The sequence below is a fragment of the Pseudomonas sp. GW704-F2 genome (assembly GCF_059423025.1).
In genome coordinates, this window is the sequence record NZ_JBWKXO010000026.1 from 14,506 (window position 1) to 30,486 (window position 15,981).

The following is a 15,981-nucleotide window of genomic DNA, read 5'->3' on the forward strand; positions in this document are numbered from 1 at the left end:
CCTTAGCGCGTGCCGCCGCTCTGCTTGAGAAAGTTGGCGAACAGCTCGTAGCCCTGCTCGGTCAGGATCGACTCGGGGTGAAACTGCACCCCTTCGATGTTCAGTGTCTTGTGGCGCAAGCCCATGATCTCGTCGACCGAGCCGTCTTCCAGCTGGGTCCAGGCGGTCAATTCCAGGCAGTCGGGCAGGGTTTCGCGCTTGACCACCAGCGAATGGTAGCGCGTCACGGTGACCGGCAGGTTGAGGCCTTCGAACACGCCGAGGTTTTTATGGAACACCGGGCTGGTCTTGCCGTGCATCACTTGGCGCGCCCGCACCACCTCACCGCCAAACGCCTGGCCGATGGACTGGTGACCCAGGCACACGCCGAGGATCGGCAGCTTGCCGGCGAAGTATTTGATCGCCTCCAGGGAGATGCCCGCCTCGGTCGGCGTGCAGGGCCCCGGCGAAACCACAATGCGCTCCGGGTTCAGGGCGGCGATTTCGGCGACGGTCAGTTCGTCGTTGCGCACCACCTTGACCTCGGCACCGAGTTCGCCCAGGTACTGCACAACGTTGTAGGTAAAGGAGTCGTAGTTATCAATCATCAGCAACATGGGGGAAACCTCAAGAATTCTTAGCCCTGGGGGGTCTGTTCAGCCAACGCCACTGCACGGAACATGGCGCGGCGCTTGTTCAGGGTTTCTTCCCATTCGAGGGCCGGCACCGAGTCGGCGACGATCCCGCCACCGGCCTGCACATGCAGTTCCCCGTCCTTGATCACTGCCGTGCGAATCGCAATGGCGGTGTCCATGTTGCCGTTCCAGGCGAAATAGCCCACGGCGCCGCCGTAGACACCACGCTTGACCGGCTCGAGCTCGTCGATGATCTCCATCGCGCGAATCTTCGGCGCGCCCGACAAGGTGCCCGCCGGCAGAATCGCCCGCAGCGCGTCCATCGCGGTCAGGCCGGCCTTCAATTCGCCAGTGACGTTGGAGACGATGTGCATCACGTTGGAGTAGCGCTCGATGACCATCTTCTCCGTCAACTTCACCGAACCGATTTCCGAGACGCGCCCGGTGTCATTGCGGCCCAGGTCGATCAGCATGAGATGCTCGGCGATTTCCTTGTCGTCGCTGAGCAGCTCTTCTTCGAGCGCCAGGTCCGCTTCCTCGGTCGCGCCACGCGGGCGGGTACCGGCGATCGGGCGCACGGTGATCAGGTTGTCTTCGACGCGCACCAGCACTTCCGGCGAACTGCCGACGACGTGGAAGTCGCCGAAGTTGAAGAAGTACATGTACGGCGTCGGGTTGAAGCAACGCAGCGCGCGGTACAGGTCGATCGGCGCGGCCTTGAAGTCGATGGACATGCGTTGCGACGGCACCACCTGCATGCAGTCGCCGGCGAGGATGTATTCCTTGATGGTATCGACCGCCCGCTCGTAGTCATCCTGGGTAAAGCTGGAGCGGAACACCGGGTCGGCCGCCGGCGGACGGCGCAAATCCAGGCCGCGACGCGGGGTGATCGGCTGGCGCAGTTTTTCCAGCAGGGCTTCGAGGCTGGCCAGGCCTTGCTCGAACGCATCGCTCTGGGCGGGGTCGGCCAGCACGATTGCATGCATCTTGCCGGCGAGATTGTCGAACACCACCACGGCGTCGGAGACCATCAGCAGAATGTCCGGAACGCCCAATGGATCGGGGTTCGGGCATTTGCCCAGGCGTTTCTCCACATAACGCACGCAGTCGTAGCCGAAATACCCGACCAGGCCGCCGTTGAAACGCGGCAGCCCAGGGATGGTCGGCACGTTGTAGCGCGCCTTGAAGGTTTCGACGAAGGCCAGCGGGTCTTCGACGTCATGGCTTTCGATCTCGACGCCGTCATGGGTGATGCTGACGTGATGGTCGTACACGCGCATGACGGTGCGGCACGGCAGGCCGATGATCGAGTAACGGCCCCACTTCTCGCCGCCCTGTACCGATTCGAGCAGGTAAGAGTTGGGCGCGTCGGCCAGCTTCAGGTAGATCGACAGCGGCGTGTCGAAGTCGGCCAGGGTTTCGCAGGCCAGGGGGATACGGTTGTAGCCGGCAGCGGCCAAGCGCAGGAATTCTTCGCGGATCATGAGGTGCCTCGTGGCATGAGGGTCTAACGGTCAGGTGTGCAAACGTGCCGCAGCGCGGCCAGGATTCAGTCAGGCGCGCCAACGCCAGCGGGCCAGGGCCTTGATGACTTTCATCCAGAGTTTGCGAGTGACTACCACGATGGTATTTCCAGAAGGGGACGGATCGGTGTCGGCCAACGTTATCTCAGCGCCCGCTCCCAAGCAACCGGGGATTAGTCGGCGCAGGTCATCAATTACCAGCGCGGGCGACTCTTCGGCGATCGGCCGACCGTGGTTATAGCCGTAACTCAAGGCCACGCACTGCACGCCCGCCGCCTTGGCCGCCAGCACATCGCTGCGCGAATCGCCGACAAACAACGACTGGGACGCCGGGATATTGGCCATTTTCATCACGAAAAACAGCGCCGCCGGGTCGGGTTTCTTCTGCGGCAAGGTATCGCCACCGATGATCCAGCGGAAATAACGGCCGATTTTCATCTGGTCCAGCAACGGCGCGACGAAGCGCTCCGGCTTGTTGGTGATCAGGGCCATTTCCACACCCTGCTTGCTCAGCCATTTGAGGGTGTCGCGCACGCCGGGGTACACCACGGTCAGTTCGTGGTGGTCTTCATAGGCGAGGTTGAACAATTCCAGGGCGTGTTCGGCCTCGACATCATCGACCCCCTCGGCCTCGATGCGGTTGGCCAGCGCCCGGCGCACCAGCACCTGCGCGCCGTTGCCGACCCATTTGCGCACCGACTCGATACCGACCGGCTTGCGCCCCAGCTTGAGCAGCATCTCGTCCACCGCCGCCGCCAGGTCCGGCACCGAGTCGATCAATGTACCGTCCAGATCGAACATCACCAGCCGTGGCAGTTTGCCGGGGAACAGCCGCTCGAAGCCGCTCATGGACGCGCCAGCGCCAGTTCCGCACGCATCTTGGCGATGACGTCCTGGTAGTTCGGCGCATTGAAGATCGCCGAGCCGGCGACAAAGGTGTCGGCGCCGGCAGCAGCGATTTCGCGGATGTTGTTGACGTTGACCCCGCCGTCGATTTCCAGGCGGATCTCACGCCCCGAGGCATCGATCAGCGCACGGGCTTCGCGCAGCTTGTCGAGGGTGCCGGGGATGAACTTCTGCCCGCCGAAACCTGGGTTGACGCTCATCAGCAGCACCATGTCGACTTTGTCCATCACGTACTTGAGCACGTCCAGCGGGGTGGCCGGGTTGAACACCAGGCCCGCCTTGCAGCCGCCTTCGCGGATCAGTTGCAGGGTGCGGTCGACGTGCAGCGAGGCTTCCGGGTGGAAGGTGATGTAAGTCGCGCCCGCTTCAATGAAGTCCCCGACGATGCGGTCTACCGGGCTGACCATCAGGTGCGCGTCGATCGGCGCGGTGACACCGTACTTGCGCAACGCCGCGCAAACCATCGGGCCGATGGTCAGGTTGGGGACGTAGTGGTTGTCCATGACATCGAAGTGGACGAAGTCGGCACCGGCGGCCAACACGTTGTCCACTTCCTCACCCAGACGGGCGAAGTCGGCGGAGAGAATCGATGGAGCGATAACGAAGGGCTGCATGACGCACCTTTTTTGAGCTAAATCACAATGGCGCGCATTGTATACCTCATGCTTTGCCCAGCGCACCGTGACCTAACTCAACGGCTAGTACGCCGACCGATAGATTTTCTCGATATCGGCGGCGCTGAGTTGGCGCGGATTGTTGCACATCAGGCGCTCGATACCCGCCGCTTCCACGGCCATGGCCGCGAGGGCGTCTTCGGGGATACCGAAGCTGCGCAGGCCCGATGGGATCTCCACCGCGGCGCACAGTCGCGTCATCGCCTCGACCGCCTGGTCGGCGGATTCATTGACGCTCAGGCCGGTGACATTCACGCCCATGGCCTGGGCAATGTCCTGCATGCGTTCGACACACGCCAGCTTGTTCCAGTGCATGACATACGGCAGCAACAGCGCATTGCTCACGCCATGGGCGATATTGAAGCGCCCGCCCAGCGGATACGCTAACGCATGCACCGCGCCGACCCCGGCGTTACCGAACGCCATCCCGGCCATCAGGCTGGCGGTGGCCATGTCGTCGCGGGCCTGCAGGTTGGCCGGGTTGGCGTAAGCCTTGGGCAACGCCTTGGCAATCAGCTTGATCGCGCCGATGGCCAAGGCATCGGTAATCGGCGAGGCGTTCAGCGACAGGTAGGACTCAATGGCATGCACCAGCGCGTCCACGCCACTGGCGGCGGTGACGCTGCGCGGGCAGGTCAGGGTCATCTGCGGGCTGATGAGTGCGACGTCCGGCAGCAGGAAGTCACTGACGATGCCCTTTTTCAGTTGCGCGGCCTTGTCGGAGAGGATCGCGACGTTGGTCACTTCCGAGCCGGTGCCGGCCGTCGTGGGAATGGCGATCAGCGGCGGGCCCTTGCGCGGCACCTGATCGACACCGAACAGGTCCGCCAGCGCGCCGTGGTATCCGGCATAGGCCGCCACGCTCTTGGCGATATCGATCGCACTGCCGCCGCCCAGGCCGATCAGGCCGTCATGCCCGCCTTCGCGGTAGGCGCGCATGCAATCTTCGACAATGGCGATTTCCGGGTCGGGCAGCACCCGGTCGAAGATCTCGTAGGAGCGCTCGCCCAAATGCGCCAGCGCCAGCGCCACGGTGCCGGACTTGACCAGCGCGGCATCGGTGACGATCAGCGGGTTGTCGACATCCAGCCGCGTCAACTCTGCGGCCAATTGCTCGATGGCGCCGGCGCCAGTCAACAGTTTGTGGGCGATCTTGAATGAGGAAGTACTCATGTGCGCGGCCTCTTGTCGATTGTGGGCTGGCACAAGAGTAGCTGACGGAGATCGGTTGTCTTCCATTCAACAGCTGAATGGTCACAGAACCGATTGTGGGAGGGGGCTTGCCCCCTCCCACATTTAGACCTGGGCGGTGCGCAATTTTTCGCTACGGCCGCGCAGCCATTCCAGGGTCAGCAGCAGCAACACCGAGAAAGCAATCAGCAAGGTCGCCGCGGCGGCAATCGTCGGGCTGAGGTTTTCGCGGATACCGCTGAACATCTGGCGCGGCAGGGTCGCTTGCTCGGGGCCGGCGAGGAACAGCGTCACCACCACTTCGTCGAACGAGGTGGCAAACGCGAACAGCGCCCCGGAAATCACCCCCGGCGCGATCAGCGGCAAGGTCACCCGGCGAAACGCGGTCAACGGCGATGCCCCCAGGCTGGCCGCTGCCCGCACCAGGTTATGGTTGAAACCCTGCAAGGTCGCGGACACCGTGATGATCACAAACGGCACGCCCAACACGGCGTGGACCACGATCAGCGAGAAGAAACTGTTACCCAGCCCCAGCGGCGCGAAGAACAGGTAACTGGCCACGCCGATGATCACCACCGGCACCACCATCGGCGAAATCACCAGGGCCATCACCAGCGCCTTGCCGGGGAAATGCCCACGGGTCAGGCCGATCGCCGCCAACGTGCCGAACACCATGGCCAGCACGGTGGCCGCTGGGGCGACGATGACGCTGTTCTTCAGCGCCCGCATCCATTCGGCCGAGGCGAAGAAGTCCTGATACCAGTGCAGCGAGAAGCCTTGCAGCGGGTACACCAGGAAGCTGCCGCTGTTGAACGACAGCGGGATGATCACCAGCACAGGCAGAATCAGGAACAGCAGGATCAAGCCGCAGAGGATCCGCAAGCTGTAGAACCACACCCGCTCCACGGGCGACATATAAGGGCTCAGCATCGCAAGGTCTCCTTAGCTCAGGCGCAGGCGGCTGGCGCCCACCAGCCGGTTGTAGATCAGGTACAGCAGCACGGTGGCCAGCAGCAGCAAGCCGCCCAACGCGGTCGCCATGCCCCAGTTGATGCTGGTGTTGGTGTAGAAGGCCACGAAGTAGCTGACCATCTGGTCGTTCGGGCTGCCCAGCAAGGCCGGGGTGATGTAGTAACCAATCGCCAGGATGAACACCAGCAGGCAGCCTGCGCCCACACCGGCGTAGGTTTGCGGGAAGTACACGCGCCAGAAGCTGGCGAATGGGTGACAGCCCAGGGAAATCGCGGCGCGCATGTAGGTCGGCGAGATGCCTTTCATCACACTGTAGATCGGCAGAATCATGAACGGCAGCAGGATATGCACCATGGAGATGTAGACCCCGGTGCGGTTGAACACCAGCTCCAGCGGCTTATCGATCAGGCCCATGCCCATCAGCGCGCCGTTGATCAGGCCACCGGACTGCAGCAGCACGATCCACGCCGCCACGCGCACCAGGATCGAGGTCCAGAACGGCAGCAGCACCAGAATCATCAGCAGGTTGCTTTGCCGTGCCGGCAGGTTGGCCAGCAGGTAGGCCAGCGGATAGGCCAGCAGCAGGCAGAGAAAGGTGATCACCAGGCCCATCCAGAAGGTGCGGGCGAAGATGTCCAGGTAGATCGCCTGGTCCGGCGTGGCCGGGGCCACTTCGCCGAGGTCGTCGATGCGGTGATCGACGGCCGCCAGCAGGTAGTACGGCGTCAGGCTGCTGGTATTGCGCCGGATCGCCTGCCAGTACGCCGGGTCGCCCCAGCGTTCGTCGAGGGTTTCCAACGCTTCTTTATAAGAGGCTGGCGCTTCGGTAAACGGCAGCGCCCGCGCGGTTTTGGTCAGCAGGCTGCGATAGCCGGCCAGTTCCATGTTCAAGCGTTTCGACAGATCGCCGAGGGTCTGGTTTTTGCGCGCTTCGCCAAGGTCTTCGCTGAGCGCCTGGTACACCGGCTCGCCAGGCAAGCCGCGACCGTCCCAGGTCTTCACCGCCACCACCGTGCGCGGCAGGCCGCCCACGACTTCCGGGTTGCCGACACTTTTGTACAACAGCGCAACGATCGGCACCAGGAACACCAGCAGCAAAAACAGCACCAGCGGCGCAATCAAGGCCTGGGCCTTCCAGCGATTAAGCCGCTCGGCACGCGCCAGGCGCTGCTTGAGGGTGGGGCTGTTGACCTCGGTCGAGGGAACGGCGATGGCCATGGCTAACTCCGAAACTTGAAAATGAATGCACTCTGCCAAACGCAGCAGATCCCCTGTGGGAGGGGGTTTGCTCCCGATGGCGGTGTATCAGTTGATAGATGTTCTGACTGACACTTCGCTATCGGGGGCAAGCCCCCTCCCACATGGAGTTACTTGGCAGCCCAGGAATTGAAGCGCTGCTCGAGTTGCTCACCGTTATCCGCCCAGAAGCTCACATCGATCTGCACCTGGTTGGCGATGTTCTCAGGCGTGGTCGGCATGTCTTTGAGCACGTCCTTGGCCAGCAACGGTACGGCTTGGGTGTTGGCCGGGCCGTAGGCGATGTTTTCCGAGTAGATCTTCTGCTGCTGCGGCTGCACCGAGAAGGCGATGAACTTCTTCGCCGCTTCTGCGCGATCCTTGGCCAGGCCTTTTGGAATAGCCCACGCGTCGAAGTCGTAGATGCCACCGTTCCAGACCACTTTCAGGTTGCTCTCTTTCTGTACGGCAGCGATGCGACCGTTGTAGGCCGAGCTCATCACTACGTCACCCGAGGCGAGGTACTGCGGCGGTTGCGCGCCGGCTTCCCACCACTGGATCGACGGCTTGAGTTCGTCGAGCTTTTTGAACGCACGGTCCTGGCCGTCTTTGCCAGCCAGCACTTTGTACACATCCTTCGGCGCCACGCCGTCAGCCATCAACGCGAATTCGAGGGTGTATTTGGCACCCTTGCGCAGGCCGCGCTTGCCAGGGAATTTCTTGGTGTCCCAGAAATCCGCCCAACTGGTCGGCGCGCTGCTCAGCTTGTCAGCGTTGTAGGCGAGTACGGTCGACCACACGAAGAAGCCCACGCCGCACGGCTGGATCGCGCCTTTGACGTAGTCAGCGGTGTTGCCGAACAGTTTCGGGTCCAGCGGCTCGAACATGTCTTCGTCGCAACCACGGGACAGTTCCGGCGATTCCACTTCCACCAGGTCCCAGGACACGCTCTTGGTGTCGACCATGGCCTTGATCTTGGCCATCTCACCGTTGTACTCGCCGGCGATGATTTTGCCGTTGCCTGCACTTTCCCACGGTGCATAGAAAGCCTTGACCTGTGCGGCCTTGTTCGCGCCACCAAAGGACACGACCGTCAGATCCGGGCCAGCCATGGCCTGGGTCGCGCCGATCAAGCCGATCGCCAGTGCGGAATACTTAAGGGATCTCAACATTGTTGTTCTCTCCACGTGCAGGGTTGGTGAAGCCATGGGGGCGATTATTTCGCCTCTAGAAGTGGGTCGAGTGCGCGAACGTGCTCGACTTGCCAGCCAATCGGTACCACGTCGCCGACCGCCAGTGCCGGGTCCAGCTCGGCGATCGGTTGTTTCACAAAAAAATCGGTCATGCCGCAGACTTCCAGGCGCACGCGCACGTGGTCACCCAGGTAGACAAATTCCGCTACTCGCCCAGAGAAGCGGTTCACGCAACGTTCGCTGGAGCCATTGAGGCTGACGCGCTCAGGCCGCACCGACAAGGTCACCGGGCCGCCGACCTGGCCGACGTTCACCGCCAGCGCCTCGACTTTCTCGCCCCGCGCCAGTTCCACCACGCAGCGGTCGCCGGTGTGGCTGTGCAGGCGACCGTTGAGGCGGTTGTTTTCGCCGATGAAGTTGGCGACGAAGGTATTTTTCGGCTCTTCGTACAGGGTACGCGGCGCCGCGATCTGCTGGATCTCGCCCTGGTGGAACACGGCCACCCGGTCGGACATGGTCAAGGCTTCGCCCTGGTCGTGGGTCACATACACCACGGTCACGCCGAGGCGTTGGTGCAGGTGCTTGATCTCCATCTGCATGTGTTCGCGCAATTGCTTGTCGAGGGCGCCGAGGGGTTCGTCCATCAGCACCAGCTGCGGTTCGAACACCAGCGCCCGGGCCAACGCCACACGCTGTTGCTGGCCGCCGGAGAGTTGCGCCGGGTAGCGTTGGGCGAAGGCGTCGAGCTGGACCATGCTCAGCACGCGCTTGACCCGCTCGCTGATATCGGTCTTGCTCAACCCTCGCACCGACAGGGGAAACGCCAGGTTCTCGGCCACGGTCATGTGCGGGAACAACGCGTAGTTCTGGAACACCATGCCGATATCGCGCTTGTGCGGCGGCACGTTGTTGATGGCGCGTCCGGCCAGCTGGATTTCGCCGGCAGTCGGCGTTTCGAAGCCGGCCAGCATCATCAGGCTGGTGGTCTTACCCGAACCCGACGGCCCTAGCAGGGTGAGGAACTCGCCCTTGCGAATCTCCAGGTTGAGGTCTTTGACGATCAGGTTCTCGCCGTCGTAGCTCTTCTGCACGCCACGAAAGCTGACCAGCACATCATTTGAATCCGCCTCGCTCATACCCGCACCTTTGTATTTTGGACTGCTGTGGCACAAGCGTAGTCCAGGGGCGGGGCCCCGGAAATCGGGGGCCAGGAGAGAATCACATCAGCCGGATGGAAGGTTGGGGGTAGGGAACGCCCTACAGCGATGGCGGGGATAGAACAGCGCCGCTATGAGCGCCAGCCTGCAAGCGCCGAGAACGGGCAAATGGCGCTCTGAAAGAGGTCGCAAACAGGCATGTCGTCAGAGCAGCTTGTGCTCCATGGCGTACTTCACCAGTTCGGCCAGGGAGGTGATATTGAGCTTTTGCATCAGGCGTGCCTTATGGGTGCTGATGGTCTTGCTGCTCAACGCCAGTTGCTGAGCGATGTCGTTGACGTTGGCGCCCTGGGCCAGGCGTTCGAACACCGAGAACTCGCGTTCCGACAGCAGCGAATGCAAAGGTCGCGAATCGGTCAGGCCGACCTCGAAGACCATGCGATCGGCCAGGTCCGGGTCGATATAGCGCCCACCGGCCGCGACCTTGCGAATCGCCATCAAGAGCAGGGCCGGGTCGCTGTCCTTGGTGGCATAACCGGCCGCGCCAACCTTCAAGGCCCGCGCGGCCATCTGCGCTTCATCGTGCATCGACAGCACCAGGATCGCCGGCGGATTGCTCAGCGCACGAATCCGCGCGATGGCTTCCAGGCCGTTGACGCCAGGCATCGAGATATCCAGCAACACCACCTCGCAAGGCACATGGCGCAAGGTCTCCAGCAACTGCTCGCCATTGCCCGCCTCGCCCACCACCAGCAAGTCTTTGGCCAGGCCGATCAATTGCTTGATGCCTTCACGCACGATGGTGTGGTCTTCGGCTACCAGTACACGGATCACAGGGGTTTCCTCTTATTGTTATGCATCCAATGGCACCGTCACACTCAGGGTGGTGCCCTCCCCCGGCTGGCTGTCCAGGTTCAACTGCCCGCCCATGATCAGCACGCGCTCACGCATGCCGACCAGGCCGAACGACACCGGACGGCCCTTGGCCTCGATGAAACCGACGCCGTCGTCGCTGATGGTCAGCCGCAGTTGCTTGCCCTCCACCGCCAGGGTCAGCTCGACAGTATGCGCCTGGGCATGGCGCATCACATTGGTCAGCGCCTCCTGCAGGATACGGAACAGGCCGATGGCCTTGGCATCGCTCAGGGCCGGCAGGTTATCCGGGACTTGCACCAGGCAGGGAATCTGCGTGCGCGCTTCGAAGCGCCGCGCCTGCCACTCGATGGCCGAGGCGATCCCGGCGTCGAGAATTGGCGGGCGCAACGCCGTAGCCACGTCGCGCACCAATTGAAACAGTTGGGCGATCAGGCGTTTCATGCTGTTCAAGCGCTCGTTCAGGCCAGGGTCCAGTTGCGCATAGGCCAGCTCGCACATGGAGGTTTCCAGCTTGAGTACGGTGAGCATTTGCCCGAGTTCGTCGTGTACTTCGCGGGCGATGCGCGCCTTTTCTTCTTCACGCACGGTTTCCAGGTGCGCCGATAGCTCGCGCAACTGCGCTTCGCTTTGCAGCAACGCAGCCACATAACGGCGACGCTCGGTGACGTCATTGAGGTAGACCACCAGGTATTCGCCGTCGGCAAACCGCAAAAAGCTCAACGACACCTCGGCCGGCAGGATGCTGCCGTCTGCGCGCAGGCAGTCGGCGGCGAAATGCTGCGGGCCCTCTTCGCTGGCACGCGCGCGTTTCCACAGGTTCAGCCAACGGTCCATGCTCAGGCTCGGGTCGAAATCGGCCAGCGGACGCTCGATCAGCGCGCCGGGGCCATAACCGAGCATGGTTTCCGCCGCCAGGTTGGCGTAGCGCACATGGCTGTCCCAATTGACCCAGAGGATGCCGACGGTACTTTGATCGATGGAAAACTGCGTCAGGCGCAGCGCTTCGGCACCGGCGGCGCGTGCGGCGCTTTCTTCGCGAGCGGCGAGCAGCTTGTGTTCCAGCACTCGTTGCTGGCGACGCTGCCAGAACACCACCGCCAGGCTGGCGAGCAGCAGCAACCCCAGCAGCAGGCTGAGGTTTTGCCACAGGCCGGGAGACTCGGACAGACGCGGGTATTTGGGTTGCAGCCAGCGGTTGTGCAACTGGTCCAGATCGCGGGCGGGGATGGCGCGCAACGCGCTTTCCATGATGCCGGACAGTTCCGGCCAGTCGCGGCGGGTCGCCACCCGCAGCAATTGCGGCAGGCCGATATCGCCGACCACCGCCAGCCCGGAGAACTCAGGCTCGCCCGACAAACGGCTCAGTTGCGCCTCATCCACCACGGCGTAACGCGCCTGCTGACTGACCAGCAACTGCAAGGCCTGGCGCTCCATGGGCACGCCTTGCAGGTTGAGGCCGGGATAAGTGCTGCGCAGGTAATCGGCCACGGCGCTGGGCATACGCACGGCGACGCGGGAATGTTCGTCGAGTTTTTCCAAATCCACCGCACCGCCGCCCTCACGCACACCGACGATACGCTGGGGCACGCGCATGTACGGGTCGGTGAACAACCACAGGCGCAAACCGGCCGGGGTTTGCTGCAGACCGGGGGCGATGTCCACCTCGCCGTCGCGCAGGGCGGCTTCCAGTTGCTCCTGAGTGGGGAAATTGCGCCACGTCAGCTCGATGTTCAGGGCCTTGGCCAGCCATTGCATCAACTCGACATTGGCCCCCGACAAACGCTGCAGGCGCCGGTCGTATTGCGCATACGGCGCCTGCAAGACCAGCCCCACCCGCAACTCCGGGTGTTGCGCCAGCCATTCGCGCTGCGGCACAGAGAGCTGCGCTTGCGCAGCGACAGGCACGGGCGCAGCCCCCGCCATCAAGGCAAAGCACATACAGCCGATAACCAGCAGACAGCGAAAACCCATGATCCACGTCTCACATCACTGACAAATACTGACCAACCCATTAGGCTGCTGGAATCACTTCTGGCCGGGAATTAACGATGCCCTATCGAAACCGTTCGGCACTGCCAGCATTGTGCCTGTCACTCCTCTTTACCGCCGTCTTTTCTGCCCAGGCCGCCGACGCGCCTGCGCCGGTTACGGAAAAACCGCTCGAACGCCAGCCCCTGCCGGAGCGGAGCCGGGAAGAAGCCAGCGCCCTCGAACGCCAGATCCCACGCGAAGAACAGCAACAGTTGCAGGCCGGCAGCGATTCATTCCTGGCCCTGTGGAAACCGGCCAACAGCGCCGAAGCCGAAGGCGTGGTGATTATCGTACCTGGCGCGGGTGAAAATGCTGACTGGCCGCAAGCAATTGCACCATTGCGGCGTAAATTGCCGGATGCCGGCTGGGGCACCCTCAGTCTGTCACTGCCGGACGTGAACCTGGACACCTTGCCACCACGGGTGATCGAAGCGCCCAACGCGGCCGTCGACACCAGCAGCAAAGACGGCAGCACCGCCGCCAAACCGATCGAGCAAGCCGCCAGCGCGGAAGCCGAAGGCACCGACCCGGCCGTGGTGCCGGGCGCGGACGAACAGGACAAGACCGATGCCAAGCGTATCTTCGAGCGCATCGATGCCGCCGTCGCTTTCGCCCAGACCCAAGGCGCCCGCAGCGTGGTGCTGCTTGGCCATGGCAGCGGCGCCTGGTGGGCCGCGCGGTACTTGAGCGAGAAACAACCGAGCCAGGTGCAGAAGCTGGTGATGGTGGCGGGCAAGGCCCCCGTGGGTCGCCAACCGGACCTGCAACAACTCGCCCCGGGCTTGAAAGTCCCCACGGCGGATGTCTTCTACCAGGACCTCGCCCAGGACCGGAACACCGCACGAGAACGCGCCCAAGCCGCCAAACGCTTGAAGAATGGCGGCTACAAGCAAGTGTCGCTCAAGGCCGTGCCCGGCAACAGTTCGGCCGAGCAGGAGCAGTTGTATCGGCGGGTGCGCGGGTGGTTGAGCCCCGAGCCAAAAGACAGCTGAGCGCCCGCGCCCAAATGGGACGACTAGCGGAAATCCCGCCGCTCGCGAATCAACGTATAGGCGTTATGCAGTTCGCGGGTTCGCTCGGTGGCCTCACGCACTTGCGCGGGGCTGGCGCCGCTACCGGCGATCTTGTCTGGATGGTGGCGGCTGAGCAGGCGGCGGTAGGCGCGCTTGATCGCCGAGGGCTCGGTGGTGCTGGTCACCCCCAGAATCCGCAACGCCTCCTGATACGCGGCGCCACGGCTGGCCACCGGCTTGCGCTCCGGCGCGTAATCGGCGGCCAGCGCCTGAAGCTGTTGCGGCGTCCAGCCCAACCACTTGCCCCACAAGTTGATCAGGTCACGCTCGGCATCATCCGCGCGGCCATCCGCCCAGGCCATGCGCCAACAGGCGCGCAACACGCCTTCTGACGCATGGGGCTGGGACTTGAGGACGCGCAGGTAGGCGCGCACCCGGTCAGAGCCGGATTTACCGCGGTTGAACGCCGCAATCGCCCGACGCTGGGCCGGTTCGGTCATGTCCAGCGCGCGCATTTCCTGGCGTGCCTGCTGGATATGCCCGTCCGCCACGCGGCCATTGCTTTTGGCCAGGCGGCCCAGCAGCACAAACAACAGTTCGTCATTGCGCAACGCCGGGCGCCCGCCCAGGCGCTCACGCAACTGTGCCCAGCTGTGCAGTTGCAGGCGGCGATCCAGCGCCTGCCCGAGCAAGGCTCCCAACAAGGCACCCGGAATACTGGCAATGGCAAAGCCAGCCCCGGCGCCGATCAGCGTCCCAGGCCACAACATCTTAGCGCCCCGCTGTCAGCAGGGTTTCGACTTGCGCCAGGCGCTCCAGCGTGCCGACATCGATCCAGCGTCCCGTCATGTGTTCTCCCGTTACTTGACCTTGCGCCATGGCCGCGCGCAACAGCGGCGCCAGCTTGAAAGCACCGGTGCTGCAACCCGCGAACAACTTGGGGTCGAGCACTGATATGCCACTGAAGGTCAGGTTATCGGCACCGGGCGCCGCATCATGAAGCACACCATGATCCAGGTGGAAATCCCCGCCCGAGGGGTGATGCGCCGGGTTATCGACCATCACCAAGTGGGCCAGGCCCTGAAGCGGGCGCTGGAGTTGGGCGAAGTCGTAATCGGTCCAGATATCGCCATTGACCACCAGAAAGGGTTCATCCCCCAGCAACGGCAGCGCCTGGAAAATCCCGCCGCCGGTTTCCAACGGTTCGCCCTCGGGGGAGTAGCGGATGCGCAGGCCAAACTGCGCACCGTCGCCCAGGTAGTTTTCAATCTGCTGGCCGAGCCACGCATGGTTGATCACGACATCGGTGAACCCGGCCCTGGCCAGCGCCTCCAGGTGATACTCGATCAGGCGTTTGCTGCCCGCTTGCACCAGCGGCTTGGGCGTGTGCAAGGTGAGCGGGCGCATCCGCTCGCCTTTGCCGGCCGCCAGGATCATCGCCTTCATACGCTCGCCTCGGCGGGTTGGCGCAGGCTGGCCAGCAGCTCCGCCAGTTCGCCCAACTCCGGACGGTCCGCCAGTACCGCTTCTATATAGGCAAAGAAGCGCGGCACGTCGGCCAGGTAGCGTGGCTTGCCGTCGCGGTGACAGATGCGCGCGAAGATACCGATCACCTTGAGGTGACGCTGCACGCCCATCAGGTCGCTGGCGCGCAGGAAGTCGTCGAAATCCGCCTGCACCGGGATGCCCAGGGTTACGGCGCGCTGCCAATAACCGCGCTGCCATTCGCGCACGCGGGCCTGTGGCCAACTGAGGAACGCGTCCTTGAACAGGCAGGTGATGTCGTAGGTCACCGGGCCGTAGACCGCGTCCTGGAAATCCAGCACACCGGGGTTCGGCGCGCTGATCATCAGGTTGCGCGGCATATAGTCGCGGTGTACCAGCACTTTCGGCTGGGCCAGGGCGCTGTCGATCAGGCGCTCGCTGACACGCTGCCAGAGCGCCTGCTGGTGCGCGTCGAATTCGATCCCCAGGTGGCGGCGCACGTACCATTCGGGGAAGAGTTCCAGCTCGCGGCGCAGTAAAGCGACGTCATAGCTGGGCAGCGGCGCGTCCATCGGCAACTGCTGGAAAGCCAGCAAGGCGTCGATGGCATCGGCGAACAATTGATCGGCATTTTGCTCGTCAATCACGTCCAGGTAGGTTTTTCTGCCCAGGTCGTTGAGCAAAAGAAAGCCGCGCGGCAAATCTTCTGCATAAATTTTTGGCACATTGATTGCCGATTTCGCCAGTAAATCGGCGATATCGACGAAAGGTTTGCAGTTTTCCTGGGGGGGTGGAGCGTCCATCACCACGAAAGTATGCGCCCCGCCTTCCCAGCGGAAGTAGCGCCTGAAACTCGCGTCGCTACTGGCCGCGGTCAATGTGGCCGGGGGTACGGCGCCCCAATCCTGAGCGTTGAAGAGGATCGGCAACTGCTCATCCAGCCAGACTTTCAGCTGTTGTAAACGTAGATCTTGCTCGGGCATTACAAGGGTCTCCGACGGCGCTAGCCGTCAAGCGGGTCATGCTTTATTATCACGCATCTTTTTCAGACCATCGAGAGGCGTGCGGCCCACACCGCGGGCAGATGGCACGCAGGAAGCCCGGACTAAT

15 protein-coding genes are annotated in these 15,981 nt (G+C 63.1%); 1 reads left to right on the forward strand and 14 read right to left on the reverse strand.

Annotation, left to right across the window (positions count from 1 at the left end):
* Nucleotides 1-2: 2 nt before the first annotated feature.
* The 11 genes from AC07W0_RS20765 to AC07W0_RS20815 form a co-directional block, all read right to left on the reverse strand.
* A complete protein-coding gene (locus AC07W0_RS20765) occupies nucleotides 3-596 on the reverse strand; it encodes an aminodeoxychorismate/anthranilate synthase component II (protein ID WP_102618118.1) in 594 nt (197 codons plus the stop codon).
* A gap of 20 nt (nucleotides 597-616) precedes the next feature.
* A complete protein-coding gene (gene trpE / locus AC07W0_RS20770) occupies nucleotides 617-2,098 on the reverse strand; it encodes an anthranilate synthase component I (protein WP_046381870.1) in 1,482 nt (493 codons plus the stop codon).
* Nucleotides 2,099-2,167: 69 nt separating this feature from the next.
* Complete coding sequence (locus AC07W0_RS20775; protein ID WP_017847794.1) at nucleotides 2,168-2,986, reverse strand: phosphoglycolate phosphatase; 819 nt, start codon at nucleotides 2,984-2,986, stop codon at nucleotides 2,168-2,170.
* Nucleotides 2,983-3,657: a ribulose-phosphate 3-epimerase gene (gene rpe / locus AC07W0_RS20780; RefSeq protein ID WP_046381868.1), complete on the reverse strand. Its 675-nt coding sequence runs from the start codon at nucleotides 3,655-3,657 to the stop codon at nucleotides 2,983-2,985. Before rpe ends, AC07W0_RS20775 begins: the two co-directional genes overlap by 4 nt.
* Nucleotides 3,658-3,741: 84 nt before the next feature.
* The gene (locus AC07W0_RS20785; protein WP_102618119.1) at nucleotides 3,742-4,890 is read right to left on the reverse strand and encodes an iron-containing alcohol dehydrogenase; all 1,149 of its coding nucleotides are present in this window, start codon (nucleotides 4,888-4,890) and stop codon (nucleotides 3,742-3,744) included.
* Between the two features lie 123 nt (nucleotides 4,891-5,013).
* A complete protein-coding gene (locus AC07W0_RS20790; RefSeq protein ID WP_017847797.1) occupies nucleotides 5,014-5,838 on the reverse strand; it encodes an ABC transporter permease in 825 nt (274 codons plus the stop codon).
* Between the two features lie 12 nt (nucleotides 5,839-5,850).
* Nucleotides 5,851-7,098 carry an ABC transporter permease gene (locus tag AC07W0_RS20795; RefSeq protein ID WP_102618120.1) on the reverse strand — a complete coding sequence of 416 codons (1,248 nt, stop codon included), beginning with the start codon at nucleotides 7,096-7,098 and terminating at the stop codon, nucleotides 5,851-5,853.
* A 149-nt stretch (nucleotides 7,099-7,247) separates the two neighbouring features.
* Nucleotides 7,248-8,288 (reverse strand): ABC transporter substrate-binding protein, encoded by a 1,041-nt coding sequence (locus tag AC07W0_RS20800; protein WP_017847799.1) that lies wholly within the window; start codon nucleotides 8,286-8,288, stop codon nucleotides 7,248-7,250.
* A 44-nt stretch (nucleotides 8,289-8,332) separates the two neighbouring features.
* The gene (locus AC07W0_RS20805; protein ID WP_017847800.1) at nucleotides 8,333-9,445 is read right to left on the reverse strand and encodes an ABC transporter ATP-binding protein; all 1,113 of its coding nucleotides are present in this window, start codon (nucleotides 9,443-9,445) and stop codon (nucleotides 8,333-8,335) included.
* Nucleotides 9,446-9,670: 225 nt separating this feature from the next.
* Nucleotides 9,671-10,300: a response regulator gene (locus tag AC07W0_RS20810; protein ID WP_017847801.1), complete on the reverse strand. Its 630-nt coding sequence runs from the start codon at nucleotides 10,298-10,300 to the stop codon at nucleotides 9,671-9,673.
* An 18-nt stretch (nucleotides 10,301-10,318) separates the two neighbouring features.
* Entirely contained in the window at nucleotides 10,319-12,313 is a 1,995-nt protein-coding gene (locus AC07W0_RS20815; protein ID WP_102618121.1) for a sensor histidine kinase, read from the reverse strand.
* Between the two features lie 77 nt (nucleotides 12,314-12,390).
* Between AC07W0_RS20815 and AC07W0_RS20820 the strand changes: the two genes are divergently transcribed.
* On the forward strand, nucleotides 12,391-13,365 hold the full coding sequence (locus tag AC07W0_RS20820; protein ID WP_102618122.1) for an alpha/beta hydrolase family protein: 975 nt from the start codon (nucleotides 12,391-12,393) through the stop codon (nucleotides 13,363-13,365).
* A 23-nt stretch (nucleotides 13,366-13,388) separates the two neighbouring features.
* Here AC07W0_RS20820 and AC07W0_RS20825 read toward each other — a convergent pair whose 3' ends face one another.
* From AC07W0_RS20825 to AC07W0_RS20835, 3 genes are read right to left on the reverse strand one after another with little or no spacing between them, the layout of a single operon-like run.
* Nucleotides 13,389-14,156 (reverse strand): TerB family tellurite resistance protein, encoded by a 768-nt coding sequence (locus tag AC07W0_RS20825; RefSeq protein ID WP_017847804.1) that lies wholly within the window; start codon nucleotides 14,154-14,156, stop codon nucleotides 13,389-13,391.
* Nucleotide 14,157: 1 nt separating this feature from the next.
* Nucleotides 14,158-14,832 carry an N-acetylmuramate alpha-1-phosphate uridylyltransferase MurU gene (murU, locus tag AC07W0_RS20830; RefSeq protein ID WP_046489161.1) on the reverse strand — a complete coding sequence of 225 codons (675 nt, stop codon included), beginning with the start codon at nucleotides 14,830-14,832 and terminating at the stop codon, nucleotides 14,158-14,160.
* A complete protein-coding gene (locus tag AC07W0_RS20835) occupies nucleotides 14,829-15,854 on the reverse strand; it encodes an aminoglycoside phosphotransferase family protein (protein WP_046489158.1) in 1,026 nt (341 codons plus the stop codon). The genes murU and AC07W0_RS20835 overlap by 4 nt, the downstream gene beginning before the upstream one ends.
* Between the last annotated feature and the right edge of the window lie 127 nt (nucleotides 15,855-15,981).